The following is a 22,826-nucleotide window of genomic DNA, read 5'->3' as shown; positions in this document are numbered from 1 at the left end:
GAGCGAGATCAATCACACCAGCCCGCGAGTTTACTCAAGCGCACGCCGGGGCTCCACGGCTCCTGTCGAGGTTTTGCAACAACCCGTCCCGCCGCGGGTAACTGTCCTGCCTCCCGACTGCCTCGACGCACCGCCGGCTTACTGGATCGGGGCCATCAGATAGGCGGCCCGGGAAACCAGCTTGCGCCAGAGGGGGCGCTGCTGCAGCTCCTCGAGCGTCACCTCGCGACAGCGGGTAAAGTCGCGCTCCAGCATCTGCCGCACCTCGTCGGCAAAGGCGTCATCGGGGATGAACGCCATAATCTCGAAGTTGAGGCGGAACGAGCGATTGTCGAGATTGACGGTACCCACGGCGGCACTGTGATCGTCGACAAGCATCACCTTCTGATGCAGAAAACCGGGCTGATAACGGTATATCTTGACGCCGGCACGGATCATGTCGGGCAGGAAGGAGAACGCCGAGAGAAAGACCAGCAGATGGTCGGGGCGCTCGGGCATCATCACCCGCACGTCGACGCCACGCATCGCCGCCAGACGCAACGCATCCTGCACGCCCTGGTCAGGCACGAAATAGGGACTGGTGACCCACAACCGGTGCTGGGCACTGTTGATGTTGTGCTGCACGAACAGGCTGGCAGTCTCCTGGCCGTCGGCCGGGCCGGAAGGCACCACCACCACGTTCTGACACTCCTCGCAGGTCACCTGCGGTGTCCAGGTCAGGTCGATCACCCGCCCGGTGGCCCAGTGCCAGTCTTCCCAGAATGCCTCCTGCAGCCCCAGCACGCTGGGCCCCGTCAGCCGCAGATGGGTGTCCCGCCAGGGGCCGTGGCGCGGGTTCTCGCCCAGATACTCGACGCCCACGTTGAGCCCGCCGGTCCAGCCCTGGGCACCGTCGACCACCACGATCTTGCGATGGTTGCGGAAATTCAGCTGGAAGCGGTGGCGCAGCCCGCGCGAGGAGTTGAAGGCACTGACCTCGACGCCGGCGCGGCGCAGGTCCTCGAGATAGCCGTCGTCAAGCGCGTGGCTGCCGATCTCGTCGTAGAGCAGATAGACCCGCACGCCCTGCTGCGCCTTGTTCTCGAGCCGTTCCTTGAGCATCCGGCCCAGCCGGTCGCGGCGAATGATGAAGAACTGTACCAGCACGTAGTGGCGTGCCGAATCGATGCCGGCGAACACGCTGTCGAAGGTGGCCTGACCGTCGACGAGCAGCTCGGCGCGATTGCCGCTAGTCAGGGGCATCATCGCCAGTTTCTCGACGGCCCGCACGTTGCCCTGCCGGGCATCGGCGAGATACGGCTCGATCAGCGGCCGATAGCGCAACAGTACCCGGCGCAGCACCGTGTCGCGCTCGCCGCGGGCGGAGACATACCCGTAGAAGCGCGGGCGCCCGAAGACCCAGTAGGCTGGCAGGGCCAGGTAGGGAAAGGTCACCAGCGAAATGATCCAGGCCACCGCCCCCTGTGAGGTGCGGCTGGACATCAGCGCCACGACGGCCGACGCCGTGCCCACGGCATGGAACAGAAAAAGAATGAGCCCCAGCAGCCCGGACGTCATGATCGGGACTCCCCACGACGAAAGGCACGACTGTCGCAGCGGCGGCGACTGTGGCCAGGGTTACGGATGGATGCCAGGCAGGTCATCACGGGCCTCGTTGTCACGATGAGCGCCCACGGTAGCGGATGGCGAGGCGGAGGGATAGATGAACGGCCGCCCGGCCCGGCCGGGCGGCGTTCGATCACGCGGTTCAGGCGCGCTCGGCGATGATCGCCTTCCACTTGGTCGGGCCGGTCTGGTGGACCGAGGTGCCTTCACTGTCCACGGCCACGGTGACCGGCATGTCCTCGACCTCGAACTCGTAGATCGCTTCCATGCCCAGATCCTCGAAGCCCACCACGCGGGCCTTCTTGATCGCCTGGGCGACCAGATAGGCGGCACCGCCCACGGCCATCAGGTAGACGGCCTTGTTGTCGCGGATCGCCTCGATCGCCACCGGACCGCGCTCGGCCTTGCCGACCATGCCCTGCAGGCCGGTCTGTTCGAGCATAGTGCGCGTGAACTTGTCCATGCGCGTGGCGGTGGTCGGACCGGCCGGGCCCACGACCTCGTCGCCTACCGGGTCGACCGGGCCGACGTAGTAGATGAAACGGCCCTTGAGGTCGACAGGCAGCGCTTCGCCCTTCGCCAGCATGTCGACCATGCGCTTGTGAGCGGCATCGCGACCGGTCAGCAGCTTGCCGTTGAGCAGCAGGGTGTCGCCGGGCTGCCAGCTCCGTACTTCTTCCGGCGTCACGTCGTCGAGGTTGACGCGCTTGACATCGCCGCCGGCCTCGCGGGTGATTTCCGGCCAGTCCTCGAGCTTCGGCGCCGGAAGTTCGGCGGCACCGCTGCCGTCGAGGGTGAAATGCACGTGCCGAGTGGCCGCGCAGTTGGGGATGATCGCCACCGGCTTGTTGGCGGCGTGGGTCGGGTAATCCTTGACCTTGATGTCGAGCACCGTGGTCAGCCCGCCCAGCCCCTGGGCACCGATGCCGGTCTTGTTGACCTTGTCGTAAAGCTCGAGGCGCAGCTCCTCGGCGCGATTGGCGGCACCGCGCGCCTGGAGTTCCTGAATGTCGATCGGGTCGAGCAGCGACTCCTTGGCCAGCTCCATGGCCTTCTCGGCGGTACCGCCGATGCCGATGCCCAGCATGCCCGGCGGGCACCAGCCGGCGCCCATCTTCGGCAGCTGCTCGAGCACCCAGTCGACCACGCTGTCGGAGGGGTTGAGCATGGCGAACTTGGACTTGGCCTCGCTGCCGCCGCCCTTGGCGGCGACGTGCACCTCGACGGTGTCGCCCGGTACCAGCTTGTGATGGATCACCGCCGGGGTGTTGTCGCGGGTGTTCTGGCGCTTGCCGTCCGGATCGGCCAGCACCGAGGCCCGCAGCACGTTGTCGGGCAGCGTGTAGGCGCGGCGCACACCCTCGTTGATCATGTCGTCGAGGCTCATGTCGGTCTCGAAGCGAACGTTCATGCCCACATGCACGAAGACGGTGACGATGCCGGTGTCCTGACAGATCGGCCGATGGCCGGTCGCACACATGCGCGAGTTGATGAGGATCTGCGCGATGGCGTCCCGGGCCGCCGGGTTTTCCTCACGCTCGTAGGCCGCATGCATGGCCTCGATGAAATCCTTGGGGTGGTAGTAGGAAATGTACTGCAGGGCGTCGGCAACGCTCTGGATCAGATCGTCCTGGCGAATCACGGTCATGAAGCAGGGACTCCTTGCGGGTGACAAGCGGCTCGCCGCCCGATGCGGGACGCGCGGCGACAAGCCTCCGGGGGAGCGCAGTATACCGCATCCGGCCCGGGCACGGCAGCGCCCCGACGCCGGGAGGCCACCTCCCGGGAAGGAGGAACTTTGCAAGTCGCCGGGATTGTTACCAGACTTGCCAAGGTATCCTCGGCGCCGGCACTGCCGCCCGCACGATACCCGAAACCCCAACGCGCAAGGATGCCCATGTACCGTCGACACTTCGCCACGGCGCTGTTCGCCGCGCTCGTCGTCATCCTGCTCTGGTGGCCGTTCTGGCCCCCGGCAGGCTATCTGCTCATCGCCTGGGCGGTCTTCGCCGCCCTCGGCCTTTACGACCTGCGCTCGCGGCACAACGTGCTCAACAATTACCCCGTCATCGGCCATCTTCGCTACATGCTGGAGTTCGTTCGCCCCGAACTGCGCCAGTACTTCTTCGAATCCGAGCAGAGCGGCCGACCCTTCAGCCGTGCCCAGCGCACCCTGATCAATGCCCGGGCGGACGGCAGCTCGGACGCCTCGCCGTTCGGCACCCTGCGGGATTTCGAGGCCGCCGGCTACGAGTTTGCCGAACACTCGCTGGTCCCCAAGGACGTGCCGAAGGACGTCACCTGTTTGACCGTCGGCGGCCCGCAGTGCACGCAACCCTACCGAGCCTCACGCCTGAACATCTCGGCCATGAGCTTCGGTTCGCTGTCGTCGACGGCGATTCTCGCCATGAACCTGGGCGCCAAGCGCGGCGGCTTCGCCCACAACACCGGCGAGGGCGCCATCAGCCCCTATCATCAGCGCCACGGCGGCGACCTGATCTGGGAGCTGGGCACCGCCTACTTCGGCTGCCGGACCCAGGAGGGCCGTTTCGACGCCGAGACCTTTCGCGAAAAGGCCCGCGAGGACCAGGTCAAGATGATCGAGCTCAAGCTGTCCCAGGGCGCCAAGCCCTCGCACGGCGGCCTGCTCCCCGCCGCCAAGGTCAACCGCGAGATCGCCGAGACGCGCCAGATCGCGGAGGGCGAGGACTGCCAGTCGCCGGCCTCGCACCCGGAATTCGACACGCCGATCGGCCTTCTGGAGTTCATCGAGCGGTTGCGCGAGCTCTCGGGCGGCAAGCCGGTGGGCATGAAGATGTGCCTGGGCAAGCGCAGCGAGTTCCTGAGCATCTGCAAGGCCATGCTCGAGACGGGCATCCGCCCCGACTTCATCACCATCGACGGCGCCGAAGGCGGCACCGGCGCCGCTCCCCAGGAGTTCTCCGACCGGCTGGGCAACTACATCAACGAGGCGCTGCCCTTCGTCCACCAGTGCCTGGTCGGCACCGGATTGCGCGACGACATGAAGCTGATCGCCAGCGGCAAGGTCGCCCTGGGCTTCGACATGGTGGTGAAGATGGCGCTGGGCGCCGACATGTGCAACGCCGCACGCCCCTTCATGTTCTCGGTGGGCTGCATCCAGGCACGGCGCTGTCACACCAACAAGTGCCCCACCGGTGTCACCACCCAGGACCCCCGGCGCAGCCGCGCCATCAACGTCGACGAGAAGGCCTGGCGGGTCGCCAACTACCACCACGGCACCCTCAAGGCGTTTCGCGAACTCGCCGGGGCCCTGGGGGTCGATCATCCCGACCGGCTCACGCCGGACATGATCTACCACCGCAACGACTACACGCCGGCCCACCCCTATCGGACCAGCATCGTCCCGCTCAGGCCGGGCCAGCTGCTCGAGGACGGCGAGATCCCCGAGGCCTATGCCCCGTACTGGGAAGCCGCCCGGGCCGAGCGCTTCTGACCCGGCACGATGCCGAACGGCTTCACGCACATCCAGAGGAGGGAAAGCATGTCAGACACGGTCAGCGACTTCATCGTCTCGCGTCTCAAGGAGTGGGGCGTCGGGCGCCTGTACGGCTATTCCGGCGACGGCATCAACGGCTTCATGGCCGCCCTGCGCCGCGCCGAGGACGGGCCGCGCCTGATCCAGCCGCGCCACGAGGAAGTCGCCGCCTTCATGGCCAGCGGCCATGCCAAGTTCAGCGACGAGGTGGGGGTGTGCGTGGCGACCTCGGGCCCGGGGGCGGTGCATCTGCTCAACGGCCTGTACGACGCGCGCAAGGACCACATGCCGGCGGTGGCGATCGTCGGTCAGCAGGCGCGCATGAGCCTGGGCACCGACTACCAGCAAGAGCTCGACCTGATCGCGCTCTACAAGGACGTCGCCGGCGACTATGTGCAGATGGTCACCGAGCCCGCCCAGGCCCGGCACGTCATCGACCAGGCGCTGCGCATCGCCATCGCCGAACGCACCGTGACCTGCGTGATCCTGCCCAACGACGTGCAGGACCTGCCCATGGCCGACCCGCCCGCCACTCACGGCGCGGTCTTCTCGGGGGTCGGCTACCGCCGCCCGCAACGCCTCCCCGAGCCGGCCGATCTCGACGCCGCGGCCGCCCTGCTCGACCAGGGCGAGAAGGTGGCGATCCTCGCCGGCGCCGGCGTCAAGCACGCCGTCGATGAACTGCTGACCCTCGCCGATCGTCTCGGCGCCGGTATCGCCAAGGCGATCCTGGCCAAGACCATGATCCCCGACGACGCGCCCGGGGTGACCGGCACCATCGGCCTGCTGGGTACCGAGGCCAGCGAGAAGATGATGGAGGAGTGCGACACCCTGCTGCTGGTCGGCACCCGCTTTCCCTATGCCGAGTTCCTGCCCAAGTCGGGCCAGGCGCGCGCCGTGCAGATCGATGTCGCCCCCGCGGCCCTGGGGCTGCGCTATCCCACCGAGATCAACCTGCATGGCGATGCCCGCGGCACCCTGGCCGCCCTGACCGAGCGGGTCGCCTACAAGGACGACCGGACATGGCACGGGCGCGTCCAGGAGTGGATCGACGACTGGTGGCGGATCACCGACGAGCGCGCCGCCACCGACGCCAGCCCCATCAACCCGCAGCGGCTGTTCCAGGCCCTCTCGCCGCGCCTGCCGGATGACGCGATGCTCGCCTGTGACGTGGGCAGCGCCACCAACTGGTACGCCCGCTACATCAAGGTCCGCCGCGGCATGCTCGGCTCGGTGTCCGGCGGTCTGGCCTCGATGGGCAATGGCATTCCCTACCTGCTGGCCGCCAAGTTCGCCCACCCGCAGCGCCCGGCGGTGGCCATGGTCGGCGACGGCGCCATGCAGATGCTCGGCAACCAGGCCCTGATCACCCTGGCCAAGTACTGGCGCGAGTGGGAGAACCCGCGCTGCATCGTGCTGGTGCTCAACAACCGCGACCTCAGCCAGGTGACCTGGGAGCAGCGGGTCATGGAGGGCGACCCGCGCTTCACCACCTCGCAGGACCTGCCCGACTTCGCCTTCGACGAGTACGCCCGCCTGCTGGGGCTGGAAGGGTTGCGCCTGGAACGCGCCGAGGAGATCGACCAGGTCTGGGATCAGGCCTTCGCCGCCGACCGGCCGGTGGTGATCAATGCCTACACCGATGGCGACGTGGCGCCGCTGCCGCCGCATATCAAGCTCGAGCAGGCCAGGCACTACCTGGCCTCGATGCTCAAGGGCGACGACTCGGCCACGCATCATGCCCGGCTCTCCGCCAAGCAGCTGGGCCGCACCCTGCTGGGTCGTCACAAGGACAAGGACTAGCCGGCAGAGCCCGAGCGAGGCGGCGGCCCCGCAGGGCCGCCGCCTCGACACCGGGTCATTTCAGTTCGAGCAGCCGCGCATTGAGCGCCTGGGCCTGATCGCGCAGGCGCGCCGCCTCCTCGAACTCGAGGTTCTGGGCCGCCTCGTGCATGGCGTCCTCGAGCCTGGCGATCTCGCGGGTCAGTTCGGGCACCGACAGCGTGCGCAGGGTTTCCAGGCCATACTCGCCGGCCGGCTCGGCCACCTTGCGCTCGCCCTTGCGGCGCGCGCCCTTCTTGCCCGGGGTCTGGGCGCCTTCCATGATGTCGGCGACCGACTTGGTGACGGTCCGCGGCACGATGCCATGTGTTTCGTTGTGGGCGATCTGCTTGGCGCGACGCCGCTCGGTCTCGTCGATCGCCCGGCGCATCGAGTCGGTGACCCGGTCGCCGTAGAGGATCGCCTTGCCGTTGGCGTTGCGGGCGGCACGGCCGATGGTCTGGATCAGCGAACGCTCGGCGCGCAGGAAGCCTTCCTTGTCGGCATCGAGAATCGCCACCAGCGACACCTCGGGAATGTCGAGCCCCTCGCGCAGCAGGTTGATCCCCACCAGCACGTCGAACTTGCCCAGCCGCAGGTCACGAATGATCTCCACCCGTTCGACGGTGTCGATATCCGAGTGCAGGTAGCGGACACGGACATCGTGCTCGTCGAGGTATTCGGTCAGGTCCTCGGCCATGCGCTTGGTCAGGGTGGTGACCAGCACCCGCTCGCCGACCTCGTTGCGCAAGCGGATCTCCGAGAGCAGGTCGTCGACCTGGGTGGAGGCCGGACGCACCTCGACCTCGGGGTCGAGCAGCCCGGTGGGACGCACCACCTGCTCGACCACCTGGCCGGCATGCTCGGCCTCGTAGGGGCCCGGCGTGGCCGAGACGAACACCGTCTGCGGGCAGATGCGCTCCCACTCCTCGAACGTCATCGGCCGGTTGTCCAGTGCCGAGGGCAGACGGAAGCCATATTCCACCAGCGTCTCCTTGCGCGAGCGGTCGCCCTTGTACATGCCGCCCACCTGGGGAACGCTGACGTGGGACTCGTCGATGAACAGGATGGCATCGTCGGGCAGGTAGTCGAAGAAGGTCGGCGGTGGCTCGCCCGGCGCCCGCCCGGACAGATAGCGCGAGTAGTTTTCGATGCCGTTGCAGTAGCCCAGCTCGAGCATCATCTCGATATCGTAGAGGGTGCGCTGCTCGAGACGCTGGGCCTCGACCAGCCGGTCGTTGCTGCGCAGCCACTCGAGACGCTCGGCGAGTTCCGCCTTGATATGCTCGGTTGCCTCGAGGATCGTCTCGCGCGGCGTCACGTAGTGGCTCTTGGGGTAGATGGTCATGCGCGGTACCTTGTCGCGCAGCTCGCCGGTCAGCGGATCGAACAGCCGGATCGACTCGATCTCGTCGTCGAACAGTTCGACGCGCACCGCCTCTTCCTCGGCATCCGCGGGGAAGATGTCGATCACGTCGCCACGCACCCGGTAGGTGCCGCGCCGGAAGTCCATGTCGTTGCGGGTGTACTGCAGCTCGGCGAGCCGCCGCAGGAAGGAGCGCTGGTCGATCAGCTCCCCGCGGTTGAAGTGCAGCCGCATCTTCAGGTACTGGTCCGGATCGCCGAGACCATAGATCGCCGACACCGAGGCAACGATCAGCGCATCACGGCGCTCGAGCAGCGCCTTGGTGGCCGACAGCCGCATCTGCTCGATATGGTCGTTGATCGAGGCATCCTTCTCGATGAAGGTGTCCGACGACGGCACATAGGCTTCCGGCTGATAGTAGTCGTAGTAGGAGACGAAATACTCCACGGCGTTGTCGGGAAGGAACGACTTGAACTCGCCGTAGAGCTGGGCGGCCAGGGTCTTGTTGGGCGCCAGCACGATGGTCGGGCGCTGCAGGCGTTCGACCACGTTGGCCATGGTGAAGGTCTTGCCCGAGCCGGTCACGCCCAGCAGGGTCTGGTAGGCCAGGCCGGCCTCGAGCCCCCTGACCAGGCCGTCGATGGCCGTCGGCTGGTCACCGGCCGGGCGATACTGCGACTGGATGCGGAATGGTTTGCTCATGACGGTGAGATGCAGGCGCCCGGGGACAACTTCAAGCGCCCGCGGCCTCCTCCAGCGTCGTGCGGATGGTGACCGTGGCGTCGGTCATGAGGCGATGGATCGGGCAGCGATCGCTGATCTCGGCGAGCCGCCGGCGCTGGTCGGCATCCAGCGGCCCCGTGAAGCTGAGCGCCACGTCGAGGTCGTAGCGGCCGTGGCGCTCCTCGCGATCGTTGCGGGTCACCTGCACCTCGACCGCCTCGAGCGGCCAGCCCTTGCGCCGCGCGTACATCCGCGCGGTGATCGCCTTGCAGGTGCCCAGCGCCAGGTCGAAATAGTCGTGGGGGTCCGGCGCCGTCTCGTCGCCACCGACCACCACGGGGGCGTCGGCGAACAGTTCCTCGAAGGAGTCGACCACGACACGCTGGCGCAGCCCCTGCGCATCGACACTGCTGACGGTAATGCTCATTGCCCTCTCCTCTCAGCGTGCCTCGACGCCCAGCTTGCGCACGGCACGCAGCAGCGCCTCGCGTGTCACCCGGCCCTCGACTTCCGCGCCGTGGCGGCCCACCTCGGCACTCTCGACCCCGTCGACCATCATCAGCGCCGTGGTCAGCCGGTTGACGGTGTCCGCATCATCGACATTGGTGAAGGTCAGTGAAATGCCCTGCGCCATGGGTTCTCTCCTCGTTGCTCGAGCCGCGCGTGGAACGCCCAGTCTAGCACGCCGCCCGCGGCATCGAGCGTCTTGCATTTTCGCGCGGCGCCCCCACATTGCAGTCAGTGAATCGACGGCCTGGCAAGGGAGAGAGAATGACCGACTGGAACGCTTACCTCGACGGCCTGGGCGCGCGTCGCGTCGACGACCGCCATCGCGATTTCGGCGATCCACACCAGGCACATCAGGCCCAGGAGGCGACGGCCCTGATGCCGCTCGTCCACCTCGGGGTACTGGAAGTCAGCGGCAGCGACGCCAGGCGCTTCCTGCAGGGCCAGACCAGCGCCCAGCTCGACCTGGCCGACGGCGACCTCGCCGCGCCCACGGCCTTCTGCACGCCCAAGGGGCGCATGCTGGCCAATGCGCAGCTGCTGCACCCTGCCCCGGACACCTACTGGCTGGTGATGACGGCCGGACTGGTCGAGCCGCTGCGCGCCCATCTGGGCAAGTTTGCCCCCTTCTATCAGGTCACGTTGCATGCCCGCGACGACCTGGCGCTGATCGGCCTTAGCGGCCGCGATGCCCCGGCGCTGCTAGAGACACGCCTGGACGTGCGCCCGCCGGCCGTCTGGCATCAGGCTCGGCTCGGCGAGGGGGTGGTGCTGCGTCATCCCGGCAGTCTGCCGCGCCTGCTGCTGTGCCTGCCCACGGCGGCGGCCCGCGAAGCCTGGGAGGCCCTCGCCCGCAATGCCGTGGCGATGGGCAACGCCGTCTGGCAATGGCAGGACGTCCAGGCCGGTCTGGCCTGGCTGGACGCCGGCCAGCAGGACGCCTATCTGCCGCAGATGTTCAACTGGGAGGCGCTCGGCGGGGTGAGCTTCAAGAAGGGCTGCTACACCGGCCAGGAGGTCGTCGCCCGCGCGCACTTTCGCGGTCAGGTCAAGAAGCGCCTGGTTCGTGCCCAGCTCGGCGGCGCCACGCTGCCGACAATCGGCGACGAGGTGACCGATGCCGACGGCAAGCCCCGGGGTGAGGTGGTCGCCGCGGCGCTGGACGCCCACGACAAGGCCGAGATTCTCGCCGTATTGACCACCCGCGAGGTACCCGAGCCGCTGAGCGTGGCGGGGCAGCCGCTGCAGCGGCTCAAGCTGCCCTATGCGCTGGAACGCCTCGACCCGGAAAGCCTGGCGGCGGACGCCGGCTGACTCCCCGGCCTTCAGCCTCGGACTCAGCCACCACCCAGACCGAAGAGGCGCCGCGCGGTGGCCGAACTCCGCGCGGCGATCTCCGCCACCTCCTGGCGGCGCAGCGATGCGACGCGCTCGGCCACCCGAGCGACCCGGGCCGGCTCGTTGCGTTGCCCCTGAAAGCCGCACAGCGGCATGTCGGGGCTGTCGGTTTCAAGCACATAGCCATCATCCGGCAATGCCGCGACCATGCGGGCCAGCCGCCGGGCACGCGGATAGGTCACCGCCCCGCCCAGCCCCACAACGAAGCCCAGATCGAGGAACGCCCGGGCCTGCTCGGGGCTGCCGGCAAAGGCATGGATCAGCCCGCCGGCCGGCGGTGCCAGCTGGCGCAGTCGCTTGGCGAGCTTGTCGTTGCACTGTACGCAGTGAATCACCAGCGGCAGGCGCCGATCCCTGGCCAGTCGCACCTGAGCATCGAACAGCCGCCACTGGGCGTCCAGGCTGTCCGTGAAACGCGCGTCGATGCCGCATTCACCCACCGCCACCACCTCGGGATGTGCGTCGAGAGCCTGCGCCAGCGCTTCGACATCCCCCTCGCCATGCCGCTCCGTGAAATAGGGGTGCAGGCCGAGGCAGACACTGACGTCCTCCCGGGTGCCGAGCGCCAACACGTCATCCCAGGCGGCACGCGTGGTGCCCGGGACAACGAAGTGACCAACGCCGGCCTCGCGGGCCCGCGTGAAGACGTCGTCGCGATCCTCGTCGAAGGCCGCGAAGTCGAGATGGCAATGGGCGTCGATCAGCATACGCTTTCAAGGGCTCCGGACGATGCCCGCTCAGTGCTCGCGGGTGGCGTTGAAGCGCACCTCCGGCCAGCGCTCCTGGGTCATCTGCAGGTTGACCCGGGTCGGCGCCAGATAGGTCAGGTAGCCGCCGCCGTCGAGCGCCAGGTTGGTGCTCGCCTTGCGCCGGAACTCGTCGAGTTTCTTGGCATCGTCGCAGTAGACCCAGCGCGCGGTCTGGACGTTGACCCCCTCGTAGATACAGTCGACCTTGTACTCCTCCTTGAGGCGATGAGCGACCACGTCGAACTGCAGCGCCCCGACCGCACCAACGATCAGGTCATTGTTGTCCAGCGGCATGAAGACCTGGGTCGCGCCCTCCTCCGAGAGCTGCTGCAGGCCCTTCTGCAGCGCCTTCATCTTCAACGGGTCCCGGAGCCGGACGCGCTTGAACAACTCCGGCGCGAAGTGCGGGATGCCGGTGAAGCGCATATCCTCGCCGAGCGTGAAGGTATCGCCGATCTGGATGGTGCCGTGATTGTGCAGCCCGATGATGTCACCCGGCCAGGCCTCCTCCACATGTTCGCGGTCCGAGGCCATGAAGGTCAGGGCATCGGCGATCTTGACGTCCTTGCCGATGCGCACATGACGCATCTTCATATTCTTCTCGTACTTGCCCGAACAGACGCGCAGGAAGGCCACCCGGTCGCGATGCTTGGGGTCCATGTTGGCCTGGATCTTGAAGACGAACCCGGTGAAGCGCTCGTCGCCCGCCGCCACCTCGCGGGTGTCGGTCTCGCGGGGCTGCGGCATGGGGGCGTACTCGACGAAGCCGTCGAGCATCTCGCGCACCCCGAAGTTGCCCATGGCGGTACCGAAGTAGACCGGCGTCAGCTCGCCACGCCGATAGGCCTCGAGATCGAAGGTGTGGGAAGCGCCGCGCACCAGCTCGACCTCCATGCGCAGTTCCTCGGCCTGGTCGGCGCCCAGCACCTCGTCGACCTCGGGGCTATCGAGCCCCTCGATGCGCACATCATCGGGGATGCGGTTGCCCTGGCCCTGCTTGTAGAGGTGGATGACGTCGTCGTAGAGATGGTAGACGCCCCTGAAGTGCCGGCCCATGCCGATCGGCCAGGTCATCGGGGCACACTGGATGTTGAGCACCGTCTCGACCTCGTCCATCACCTCGATGGGGTCGCGGATGTCGCGGTCCATCTTGTTGATGAAGGTGAGGATCGGCGTGGTACGCAGCCGGCACACCTCCATCAGCTTGATGGTGCGATCCTCGACACCCTTGGCGCCGTCGATCACCATCAGCGCCGAATCCACCGCGGTCAGCGTGCGGTAGGTGTCCTCGGAGAAGTCCTCGTGCCCGGGGGTGTCGAGCAGGTTGACGATGCGCCCCTTGTAGGGGAACTGCATCACCGAGGTGGTCACCGAGATGCCGCGCTCCTGCTCCATCTTCATCCAGTCGGAGGTGGCATGGCGGTCGTTGCGCTTGCTCTTCACCGAGCCGGCCAGCTGGATGGCATTGCCGAACAGCAGCAGCTTCTCGGTGATGGTGGTCTTCCCCGCGTCGGGGTGCGAGATTATCGCAAACGTGCGGCGCAGCTCGGCTTCACGCGCTATCTGGGTATCTGTCATGAATGAGGTATCGCTGATTGGTGCTCGGCCCGGTGCGCTTCGGTGGCGCACCCGGATGGCATGGCTTGCAGAATGGCCGCGATTGTAGCGTGACAGGCGCGGAATGTCGTCAGCACGCACGCGCTTGCTCAAGGGGACTGAGCCCGGTGCCGTCATCGGTTATCATGCGCATAGCCAGACAGCCGGAGTCACCATGCAACAACCCACCCCCCTGCCGTTGTCGACCCCCAACCGCAACCTGGTGCGGCTGACGTTCGTGCGCGGCATCACCTGGACCGGCTTCCTGGCGGCGATCATCTTCGGCATCGAGGTGCTCGGCTTCCAGCTGCGCGTGGTACCGGTCATCAGCGTGATCATCGCCATGGGCTTCATCAACATCGCCAGCTGGTGGCGACTGGGGCGCCCTCGCGCGGTTACCGATCTCGAATACCTTCTTCACCTGATGGCGGACATTACCGGGCTGAGCCTGCTGTTCTTCTACACCGGCGGCTCCACCAACCCCTTCATCACCTACTACCTGGTGCCGGTGACCATCGCCGCGGCCACCCTGCCCTGGCGCTACGCCTGGCTCGTCGCCAGCTCGGCAATGGCCGCCTACACCTTCCTGATGCTGTTCTACGACCCGGTGCCGCAGCTCAGCCATGGCATGATCGGCCCCGGCATCAGCCTGCATGTGCTGGGCATGTGGCTGAATTTCGGCCTCTCGGCGGGGCTGGTCACCTATTTCATCTTCAAGATGGCCCACGCCCTGCGGCGCCGCGACCTGGCCCTGTCGCGGACCCGCGAGGCGGCCCTGCGCAACGAGCAGGTGCTGGCGGTGGCCACCCAGGCGGCCGGTACCGCCCATGAACTGGGCACGCCGCTCTCCACCATGGCGGTGCTGCTCAAGGAAATGCGCGAGGATGCCGCCGGCCAGCCGACTCTCGAGGCCGACATCGACCTGCTGCGCCGCCAGGTCGATACCTGCAAGTCGCGGCTGCAGAACCTGGTCGCCAATGCCGACCGCCGGCGCCTGGCCCAGCCCGCCTCGCTGCCGGCCCAGGCCTGGCTCGAGGACGTCGTGCAGCGCTGGCTGGTGCTGCGCCCGGACGTCACTCACCATATCGAGATCCTCGGCAAGCGCGGCACCCCGGTGCTGGCGGTCGACACCACCCTGGAGCAGGCATTGATGAACCTGCTCAACAACGCCGCCGACGCCAATCCCGAGGATATTGTCATCAGCCTCGACTGGACCAAGGAGGAAGTGATCATCGACATCCGCGACCACGGCCCGGGCGTGGCGATGTCGATTGCCGACCAGCTCGGCGACACGTTCGTCTCCACCAAGAGCAAGGGGATGGGGATCGGCCTGTTCCTGACCCACGCCACCATCAACCGCTTCGGCGGCGGCGTGAGTCTTTACAATCACGAAGAGGGCGGCACCCTGACCGAGGTCAAGCTGCCCCGCCTGATTGCCGGCGAATGACGCCGGCATTGCCCTACGACACGGAACGCTGCTATGCAAACTGCCGAACGCCTGATGATCGTCGATGACGACGAGATGTTCTGCCATGTCATGGAACGTGCCTTCAGCCGGCGTGGCTTCGAGGTGCTGGTGGCCACGGATGAGGAGCAGGCGCTGGAGCTGGCCCGGCGCTCGCCGCCGCAGCTCGCCACCCTGGATCTCAAGCTCGAGCACGGCTCGGGGCTCAAGCTGCTGCCGGAGTTGCTGGCCGTGGCCCCGCAGTGCCGCGTGGTAGTGCTGACCGGCTACTCGAGCATCGCCACCGCCGTGGAAGCCATCAAGCTCGGCGCGGTGAACTACCTGTGCAAGCCCGTCGACGCCGACGAGGTGCTGACCGCCTTCAACCGCGAGACCGGCGACCCCGACATCGACATCGCCGACAATCCGCCGTCGATCAACCGCGTCACCTGGGAACACATCCAGAAGGTGCTGCAGGAACACGACGGCAACATCTCCGCCACGGCCCGGGCGCTGGGCATGCATCGCCGCACCCTGCAGCGCAAGCTGCAGAAGCGCCCGGTGCGACGCTGACGGCTTCCCGTATCGCCACCAACCCCAGGAGGTTTCATGCAGCTAGCCGAGCGGCTCGCCATCGCGACCGAGATCGCCGAAGGCGCCGGCCAGGAGATCCTGGCCGCTCGTGATAGCCAGCGCTTCTCACAGCGCTACAAGAAAGGCACGGAACTGGTCACCGACACCGATGTGGCGGTCGACGAGTGGATCAGCGAACGCCTGCAGCAGCACTTTCCCGACGACGCCCGGCTCAGCGAGGAAATCGCTCCCGACCGCGAAGCCCTGGGGCGCAAGGGGCCGCTGTGGGTCGTCGACCCGATCGACGGCACGGTGAACTTCGCCCGGGGATTTCCCCATGTCGCGGTGTCGATTGCCTGGGCGGTGGACGGCCGCGTGCAGATCGGCGTGGTACACGCGCCCTTCCTGGGCGAGACCTTCGTGGCCATCCGCGGCGAAGGCGCCTGGCGCAACCAGGCCCGCATCCGCACCAGCCTGGCCAGCCGGCTCGAGAGCAGCCTGATTGCCACCGGCTTTCCCTATCGCCGCGACGGCCGCCAGCCGCTGCTGCGCCGCTTCTCGGCGGTCATGCAGCACTGTCAGGACGTACGGCGCTGCGGCTCCGCCGCCCTCGACCTGTGCAACGTGGCCTGCGGACGGCTCGATGCCTACTATGAAAGCGTCTCGCCCTGGGATTTCGCCGCCGGGCTGCTGATCGCCCGTGAGGCCGGCGCCCGCACCGGCCATGTCTACCCGGCTCCCGAGGGCATCCCCGACGAGCTTTACGGCGAGCATATCGTCGCCGCGGCGCCGGATATCTATGTTGCCCTTCGCAATCTGCTGCAGCGTGCCGACGAAGGCCGCCTGTCGCCCGACGCGGAATGACCCGGCCCCATAAAGGCATGCAATAATCGGCGTAGCGAGACTCTATTGGTCCTCGCGCGCCGAATGCGAAACAATGCGCCCCAGATTCAATGATCCAACACCCAGGCTTCTCGTCATAAAGGAGATCCCATGCTGACAGTCATCTTCGGACGCGCCGGCTGCCCGTTCTGCGTACGCGCCAAGGAACTGGCCGAGCAACTTACCAACGCCCGCGATGATTTCAACTATCGCTACATCGACATCCATGAAGAAGGCATTACCAAGGCCGACATGGAGAAGACCATCGGCAAGCCGGTGGAGACCGTGCCGCAGATCTTCGTCGACCAGACCCACATCGGCGGCTTCACCGAGTTCGACCAGTACGTGCGCGACAATCAGCTGATGCCGGAAACCCCGGTCAACTGAGCTGCCGCCTGCCCTTCCTGCGCCGGCCTCGAGCCGGCGTTCTTGATTCGCGCCCCCTGCATGTGACCCAGGTCAACAGAGGCGCATCTGTGCTGGTCGGCGCGCCGATTCCCGCCTAGAGTCGTGGCATTCCCGGGCGACGCCCGGCATGACGGAGACTCGAGCATGGCGGATCAAGGCACACTGCCTCACGGCCCTGCCGTCGGTGATCGCCACCGGCAACTGATCGACGCGACCCGTGGCTACCCCCCCATCCGCACCGCCGTGGTGCACCCCTGCGATGCGCTCTCCCTGGGTGGCGCGCTGGCAGCCTGGCGCCAGGGGTTGATCGAGCCGCTGCTGGTCGGCCCCAGGGCACGCATTCTCGAGACCGCGCGGACCCTCGGCGAATCGCTGTCGAATCTGACCATCGTCGACACTCCCCACAGTCACGCCTCCGCCGACACCGGCGTGTCGCTCGCCGCCCGCAACGAGGTTCACGCCCTGATGAAAGGGGCGCTGCATACCGACGAGCTGATGAGCGCCGTCCTCGCCACCGAGGCCGGGCTGCGCACCGAACGCCAGATGAGCCACATCTACGCACTCGACGTCGCCAGCTATCCACGGCCGTTGCTGATCACCGACGGCGCCCTGCACATCCAGCCCGACCTCACCGCCAAGCGGGATATCATCCAGAATGCCATCGACCTCGCCCATGCCCTCGGGCTCGACTGCCCGCGGGTAGCGATCCTGTCCGCCGTGGAAACCGTCAATCCACGCATACCCTCGACCCTCGACGCCGCCGCCCTGTGCAAGATGAGCCAGCGCGGCCAGATCACCGGCGGCGATCTCGACGGCCCGCTGGCCATCGACAATGCGGTCTCCGAGCAGGCCGCCCGCACCAAGGGCCTGACCTCGGCGGTCGCCGGCCATGCCGACATCCTGATGTGCCCCGACCTCGAATCCGCCAACATGATCGCCAAGCTGCTCATCCACCTGGCCGGTGCCCAGGCGGCGGGGCTGGTCATGGGCGCGCGGGTACCGATCATGCTGACCAGCCGCAGCGACACCACTGCCAGCCGGCTGGCCTCCGCCGCGCTGGCCTGCCTGGTGGTGCATCGGGGGCGCACACCATGACCTCGCGCGCCGTTCTCGCCCTCAACGCCGGCTCGTCGTCGCTGAAGGTCGCGCTCTTCCATGACGAGCGCTGCCGGGTCCGCGGTACCATCGAGCGCATCAACGAGGCGCCGCATCTGGTGCTCGACGGCGCCACGACGCCCAGTGACGCCTTGCCCCGCCTGACGGGAACCGGGCACGCCGCCGTGATTGCGCCGCTGCTTGACTGGCTCGAGGCGCAGTTCGGCGACGTGCCGCTGAGCGCCGTGGGACATCGCGTCGTGCACGGCGGTCGCCACCACGCCGCGCCCTGCCTGCTGGAACCGGCCGTGGTCGACGAGCTGCGCGAACTGATCCCGCTGGCGCCCCTGCATCAGCCACCGGCGCTGGCGCTGATCGACGCCCTGCACGCTCACTGGCCCACCCTGCCGCAGGTGGCCTGCTTCGACACCGCCTTCCATCGCAGCCAGCCCTGGCTGAACCAGTGCTTCGCGCTGCCGCGCCGGCTGACCGAGGAGGGCATTCTGCGCTACGGTTTTCACGGACTGTCCTACGCCCACGCCGTGCGCCAGCTGCCCGAGCTGATCGGCGAGCGCCATCGGGGCCGCGTGATCATCGCCCACCTGGGTCACGGCTGCAGCCTGTGCGCCCTCGCGGATGGGCAAAGTCAGGCCACCACCATGGGCTTCACCGCGCTCGACGGGCTGATGATGGGGCGCCGGGCGGGCAACCTCGACCCCGGCGTGATTCTCTACCTGCTGCAGCAGAAGGGCTGGCGCGCCGACGAGATCGAGCACCTGCTCTACCATGACAGCGGGCTCTACGGGGTCTCGGGACTGTCCGATGACATGCGTGATCTGCTGGCCAGTGACGCCCCGGCCGCCGCGGAGGCGGTCGCGCTCTTCGTGCGTCGGGTGGTCCGGGAAATCGGCGGGCTGGTCGCCCTGCTCGGCGGCCTGGACGCCCTGATCTTCACCGCCGGCATCGGCGAGCATGCCGCGCCGATCCGCCAGGCCGTGTGCCACGACCTCGCCTGGCTGGGCATCAAGCTCGACGACGCGGCCAATGCGCGTCATGCGCCACGGCTGGACCGCGGCGGCGGGCCGGCCATCGGCATCGTCGCGGCCGACGAGGAAGCGGAAATTCGACGTTCAACGCTGGCCTGCCTGCCGGCCTCTCCCGCCGCCCCCGCCTGACGAGGCGGGGCGTTGAATGGCCCCCGGGCGGCACTGCCTATACTTCGGAGGCATCACAGGGAGACCTCCGATCATGCAACGCGAAGAGTTTCTGCAGCAGCTGTGGCTGGACTACGTTCACCTGAACCCGGACCTGGCCGCCCTGGACCTCTGGTCACGGGTACCGAGCGCCGAATACCTGGCGATCGTGACACTCAACCACGGCCCCTTCAGTTCCGAGGCATTGCTGCCCACGCTCGCGCATTTCGGCTACCGGCGGGCCGGCCAGTACGCCATGGCCGATCGCGGCGTGCTGGTCTCCTGCCTGACGCCGGACGACGACGGCGCCTGGCTGCTGCTGGTGGAGCTGCAGCCCGGCGCCCTGACCCGGGAGCCGCGCCGCCAGCTGGAAGCCCTGATCGGTGCCGCCCACCCCGCCGACTGCCGAGGCCAGAACCTGCTGTGCCGCGGCCGCCCCTGGCCGATGCCCGACTGGGCCACCTACCAGCAACTGCTCCGAGCCCATCCGCTGGCCGCCTGGATCGCGGCGCTCGGCCCACGCCTGCATCACGCCGGGCTCGACTGCGAACGGCTCGGCCAGCCGCTGGCGGGACTCGACCGGCAGCTGCGGCAGGCCGGCCTGCCGGGCAGCGACGACCGGCGCCACGGGCTCTTTCCGGTCTCGCCGCTGCTGGACTACCGCTACTATACCGCCGCCTCGCGACGCCTGGCCTTCGCCGAGGGTGACGAGCATCGAATCGTGCCTGGCGGCCTGGCACTGGTCCAGCGCAGCCTGCCGGGACACCAGGAAAGGGCCGCCGAACTGCTGCTGCCCGAGCATACCCGCTGCGAGATCGCCTGAGCCACGCTCGACGCGTCCCCGGTCACCCCGCCCGGGGTGCCGAAGGCGCCGCCGAGGCCGGCTCGTGTTCGTTCTCGTGCCACGACTCGCCGCGCTGCTGAATCGCCTCGTCGCCTTCCTCGTCCTCGTGGGCCGGCTCCTCGCCCATCGACTCGTCCTCCGACGTGCCGGTCTCGTCCGCCGCGTCAGCCGACTCGGCCTCGTCGGCTGACGCCGTGGTCTCCACCTCGGCGTCAGGCACATCCTCCAGCTCATACTCGTAGAACTCGAAGTCGAACTCGAGCTGCTGGGGGTCATAGCGGGTGTCGAGTTCGCTGTGATAGTGCGGCGTTTCCATCATCGGCATGGGCGCGTAGGGCTCCTGCTCGACCTCGGGCGCCTTGTCGGTCTGCGTGCCGTGCAGGCGCACCATGACGAACATCGCCAGCGCCAGCGCGGCCGAGCCGAGGAAGAGCCACAGCCCCTCGGGCCCCACGACCTGCATCACCAGCGACGCGCTGAACGGCCCGACAATCGACCCGACCCCGTACCAGATCATCAGCTTGGAGTTCGCGGCGATGATCTCGGACGGCTCCAGCCAGTCGTTGGTATGCGCCAGACTCAGCGAATAGAGCGTATGCAGCATGGCAGTGTGGAAGCAGGCCACCACCAGCAGGACGAGATAGCTGTGTCCTGCCGCCGCCGAGATGAAGGCCCCGGTGATGGCCATCACCCCGGCCATGCAGAGAATCACCTTGCGCCGGTCGAGCCGGTCGGAGACACGCCCCAGGAACCACTGGGCGAACAGCGCCACCAGCGTGGTGGTGGCCATGAACTGGGCCGTCTGCGCCGTGGACAGGCCGATCTCCTGGCCGAAATAGGGCGTCATGGCGAAGAAGGCCTGGACCATCAGCCCCGCGGTGAAGGCCCCCACCAGCCCCACCGGCGCGCGCCGGTAGAGCTCCTTGAAGCGAATCTTGTGGGCGGTGTCATGGCTCGAGTGCGTCGGCCCGTGAATACGGTGGATCGACAGCGGCACCAGCGACAGCGCGAACAGCATCCCCGAGACCGAGAAGAGCACCATCGTCGCCGGGTCGGCCAGGTTGAGCATCCACTGCCCGCCGGCCAGCGACAGCGTGGAGATCACCAGATACCAGCCCAGCACCTTGCCGCGGTTGTCGTTGGTCGACTCCCCGGAGACCCACGACTCCATCACCATCAACAGTCCCGCCGTGGAGGCCCCGCCCGCCACGCGCCAGACCAGCCACGCCCAGGGGTTGACCCACAGCCCGTGCAGCATGGCGGTGACCGCCAGCATGGCGGCACAGGCGGCGAAGACACGGATGTGCCCCACCGAGCGAATGCGCTTTTCCAGGAAGTAACTGCCCAGCACGAAGCCCAGCGAGAAGCTCGACATCAGCAGACCGGCCATCTGCGATGGAAAGCCTTCCAGGGACATCCGTACCCCGAGCAGGGTCATGATCAGACCATGGCCCAGCAGGAAGCTGATCTCGCACACGAAAAGTATCGGCAGGGTCGCCGGCAGACTGCGCAACGCCGTCTCCTCCATTCACTATCGGCAGGGCAAACAGGAAAACCGCCTGGCCGAATCTCGCGATTCGGCCAGGCGGTAATTCAACAGGCTTCAGGTGTGGCTAGATTCTAGTCGCTGGACGGCGCGACGACCAGCCGCATCCGTCCGCTTTCGCCGGCTCGGGTTATGCACAGAAACTGTGCATAACCCTGTGTGCGATGAGGGGACAGGCCGCGCCGGTGCCGCCAGGACGGCAATCGGCACGGCTGATCAGGATTTGTTCAACCCCCGGTTGCCAAGGCGATGGCGTAGGCCCCACCGAAGCCCAGACTGTAGGCTACCAGCAGGGCCGGCAGAAAACGCAGATATCCCGTGAACGATAGCACACGCACCTTGGCCAGGGCGATGATGCCGGCCGCCGAGCCGATCACCAGCAGCGAGCCGCCCACGCCGGCCGCGTAGGTCAGCGCCATCCAGTCCGGCCGCGCCATGACGATGCCCGACTTCAACAGCGCCGCGGTCAACGGCACGTTGTCGACCAGTGCCGACAGTAGCCCCATCACGTAGTTGGCGCCTTCCACCGGCAGCACCCGATACCCCTGGGTCAGCACATCGAGGACGCCGATCTCCTTGAGCATCCCCACCAGCAGCAGAATGCCGAGAAAGAACAGCAGGGTGTCGTACTCGATGACGCGAATGTAATCGAGCACGCGGCGCTCCTCGGCCTCGGAACGCCGCTCGACGAAATGGCCGATCAGAAACATGACCGACAGCCCGAACAGGAAGGTCAGCAGCGGCGGAATGCCGAACAGCACGTTGCCGCTGAGGGTGGCCAGGATGGTGACCAGAAAGATGGCCGCGATCAGGCGATCGGAACGCCGGGTTTGCCGCCGCTCCCGCGGGATCGTCACCGTGCCGCCCAGGCCGGGCATCAGCATCAGGGCCAGCGCCAGCACGGCGATGAGCGACGGCAGCGCCAGCAGCATCAGGTCGGGAATGGCGACCTTGTCACTGATGAAGATCATCAACGTGGTGACGTCGCCGGTGATCAGCGCCACCCCGCCGGAATTGACGGCAAAGACCGTCATCACCGCGAAGCGCCGTGTCTTTTCCGGTGGCAGCTGCAATGACAGCACCAGTGTCAGCGATACCAGGGAGGCCGTGATGTTGTCGGCCAGTGAGGAAAACACAAAGGCAAAGGCCGCGGTCAGCAGCAGCAGAGCCCGCTCGCCGATGCGTTGCGGCAGCACTCGATAGATCAGGTTGGCGATCATGCCCTTGGCATTGAGATAGGCGACGAAGGTCATCGCCGCCATCAGGAACAGCCACAGGGTGGCGATCTCGAGCAGATTTTCGTTGAGCGCCTCCAGGGTCAACCCGCTGTCGCGTCCGGAAAAGATGAACAACAGCAGCCAGCTCAGAGTCCCCAGAAGGAGCGTCGACTTGGCCTTGTTGAGATGAATGACGTCCTCGAGCGCCACGAGAAGAAAGGCCAGCAGGGCCAATGCCACCAGAACTACCGACAACCACGTCATCCAAAAGGCTCCTTGTTACCGGCCCGGGCCACCGCGACAATTCCCGGTACCGGTTTTGAATGCTATTGTTTTGCGCTG

19 protein-coding genes are annotated in these 22,826 nt (G+C 67.2%); 10 read left to right on the top strand and 9 right to left on the bottom strand.

Translation table 11 applies throughout. The annotated features are described in order from the left end of the window. Nucleotides 1–138: 138 nt before the first annotated feature. Both cls and ACTCB7_RS05925 read right to left on the bottom strand, forming a co-directional pair. A complete protein-coding gene (gene cls, locus ACTCB7_RS05930) occupies nucleotides 139–1,557 on the bottom strand; it encodes a cardiolipin synthase (protein WP_463005923.1) in 1,419 nt (472 codons plus the stop codon). Nucleotides 1,558–1,747: 190 nt separating this feature from the next. Continuing rightward, on the bottom strand, nucleotides 1,748–3,253 hold the full coding sequence (locus ACTCB7_RS05925; protein ID WP_463005922.1) for a fumarate hydratase: 1,506 nt from the start codon (nucleotides 3,251–3,253) through the stop codon (nucleotides 1,748–1,750). Nucleotides 3,254–3,502: 249 nt separating this feature from the next. On the opposite strand from ACTCB7_RS05925, the gene ACTCB7_RS05920 reads away from it, so the two are divergent. Further along, complete coding sequence (locus tag ACTCB7_RS05920; RefSeq protein WP_463005921.1) at nucleotides 3,503–5,080, top strand: FMN-binding glutamate synthase family protein; 1,578 nt, start codon at nucleotides 3,503–3,505, stop codon at nucleotides 5,078–5,080. A 48-nt stretch (nucleotides 5,081–5,128) separates the two neighbouring features. Next, nucleotides 5,129–6,925 carry a thiamine pyrophosphate-requiring protein gene (locus ACTCB7_RS05915; protein ID WP_463005920.1) on the top strand — a complete coding sequence of 599 codons (1,797 nt, stop codon included), beginning with the start codon at nucleotides 5,129–5,131 and terminating at the stop codon, nucleotides 6,923–6,925. 55 nt (nucleotides 6,926–6,980) lie between these two features. Here the strand turns inward: ACTCB7_RS05915 and uvrB are convergent, their stop codons facing one another. The 3 genes from uvrB to ACTCB7_RS05900 are packed head-to-tail and all read right to left on the bottom strand — an operon-like array spanning nucleotide 6,981 to nucleotide 9,666. Beyond that, entirely contained in the window at nucleotides 6,981–9,011 is a 2,031-nt protein-coding gene (uvrB, locus tag ACTCB7_RS05910; protein WP_463005919.1) for an excinuclease ABC subunit UvrB, read from the bottom strand. A 31-nt stretch (nucleotides 9,012–9,042) separates the two neighbouring features. Continuing rightward, a complete protein-coding gene (locus tag ACTCB7_RS05905) occupies nucleotides 9,043–9,459 on the bottom strand; it encodes an OsmC family protein (protein ID WP_463005918.1) in 417 nt (138 codons plus the stop codon). Between the two features lie 12 nt (nucleotides 9,460–9,471). Beyond that, nucleotides 9,472–9,666, bottom strand: a complete 195-nt coding sequence (locus ACTCB7_RS05900; RefSeq protein WP_463005917.1) for a hypothetical protein — start codon at nucleotides 9,664–9,666, stop codon at nucleotides 9,472–9,474. Between the two features lie 137 nt (nucleotides 9,667–9,803). Here ACTCB7_RS05900 and ygfZ point away from each other — a divergent pair, with 137 nt between their 5' ends. After that, complete coding sequence (gene ygfZ / locus ACTCB7_RS05895) at nucleotides 9,804–10,853, top strand: CAF17-like 4Fe-4S cluster assembly/insertion protein YgfZ (protein ID WP_463005916.1); 1,050 nt, start codon at nucleotides 9,804–9,806, stop codon at nucleotides 10,851–10,853. A 23-nt stretch (nucleotides 10,854–10,876) separates the two neighbouring features. Here the strand turns inward: ygfZ and ACTCB7_RS05890 are convergent, their stop codons facing one another. Further along, nucleotides 10,877–11,644 (bottom strand): TatD family hydrolase, encoded by a 768-nt coding sequence (locus ACTCB7_RS05890; RefSeq protein ID WP_463005915.1) that lies wholly within the window; start codon nucleotides 11,642–11,644, stop codon nucleotides 10,877–10,879. 30 nt (nucleotides 11,645–11,674) lie between these two features. Further along, entirely contained in the window at nucleotides 11,675–13,264 is a 1,590-nt protein-coding gene (locus tag ACTCB7_RS05885; protein ID WP_463005914.1) for a peptide chain release factor 3, read from the bottom strand. A 193-nt stretch (nucleotides 13,265–13,457) separates the two neighbouring features. On the opposite strand from ACTCB7_RS05885, the gene ACTCB7_RS05880 reads away from it, so the two are divergent. From ACTCB7_RS05880 to ACTCB7_RS05850, 7 genes are all read left to right on the top strand, one after another. Beyond that, nucleotides 13,458–14,729 carry an ATP-binding protein gene (locus ACTCB7_RS05880; RefSeq protein WP_463005913.1) on the top strand — a complete coding sequence of 424 codons (1,272 nt, stop codon included), beginning with the start codon at nucleotides 13,458–13,460 and terminating at the stop codon, nucleotides 14,727–14,729. Between the two features lie 33 nt (nucleotides 14,730–14,762). Further along, nucleotides 14,763–15,299, top strand: a complete 537-nt coding sequence (locus ACTCB7_RS05875) for a response regulator transcription factor (protein WP_463005912.1) — start codon at nucleotides 14,763–14,765, stop codon at nucleotides 15,297–15,299. A gap of 36 nt (nucleotides 15,300–15,335) precedes the next feature. Beyond that, the gene (locus ACTCB7_RS05870; RefSeq protein WP_463005911.1) at nucleotides 15,336–16,163 is read left to right on the top strand and encodes an inositol monophosphatase family protein; all 828 of its coding nucleotides are present in this window, start codon (nucleotides 15,336–15,338) and stop codon (nucleotides 16,161–16,163) included. A 129-nt stretch (nucleotides 16,164–16,292) separates the two neighbouring features. Next, the gene (locus tag ACTCB7_RS05865) at nucleotides 16,293–16,568 is read left to right on the top strand and encodes a GrxA family glutaredoxin (RefSeq protein ID WP_463005910.1); all 276 of its coding nucleotides are present in this window, start codon (nucleotides 16,293–16,295) and stop codon (nucleotides 16,566–16,568) included. 165 nt (nucleotides 16,569–16,733) lie between these two features. Further along, nucleotides 16,734–17,684 (top strand): bifunctional enoyl-CoA hydratase/phosphate acetyltransferase, encoded by a 951-nt coding sequence (locus ACTCB7_RS05860; RefSeq protein WP_463005909.1) that lies wholly within the window; start codon nucleotides 16,734–16,736, stop codon nucleotides 17,682–17,684. After that, nucleotides 17,681–18,859: an acetate/propionate family kinase gene (locus ACTCB7_RS05855; RefSeq protein ID WP_463005908.1), complete on the top strand. Its 1,179-nt coding sequence runs from the start codon at nucleotides 17,681–17,683 to the stop codon at nucleotides 18,857–18,859. Before ACTCB7_RS05860 ends, ACTCB7_RS05855 begins: the two co-directional genes overlap by 4 nt. A gap of 73 nt (nucleotides 18,860–18,932) precedes the next feature. Continuing rightward, nucleotides 18,933–19,700, top strand: coding sequence for a VOC family protein (locus ACTCB7_RS05850; RefSeq protein ID WP_224421065.1), 768 nt, complete (start codon nucleotides 18,933–18,935; stop codon nucleotides 19,698–19,700). A 22-nt stretch (nucleotides 19,701–19,722) separates the two neighbouring features. Here the strand turns inward: ACTCB7_RS05850 and ACTCB7_RS05845 are convergent, their stop codons facing one another. Both ACTCB7_RS05845 and nhaD read right to left on the bottom strand, forming a co-directional pair. Further along, nucleotides 19,723–21,234 carry an MFS transporter gene (locus ACTCB7_RS05845; protein ID WP_463005907.1) on the bottom strand — a complete coding sequence of 504 codons (1,512 nt, stop codon included), beginning with the start codon at nucleotides 21,232–21,234 and terminating at the stop codon, nucleotides 19,723–19,725. A 260-nt stretch (nucleotides 21,235–21,494) separates the two neighbouring features. Then, a complete protein-coding gene (gene nhaD, locus ACTCB7_RS05840) occupies nucleotides 21,495–22,748 on the bottom strand; it encodes a sodium:proton antiporter NhaD (RefSeq protein ID WP_463005906.1) in 1,254 nt (417 codons plus the stop codon). Nucleotides 22,749–22,826: the final 78 nt, after the last annotated feature.

It is taken from the genome of Modicisalibacter sp. (genome assembly GCF_055145905.1).
The sequence above is the reverse complement of the archived record's forward strand: the minus strand, read 5'-3'. Positions and strand labels throughout refer to the sequence as shown.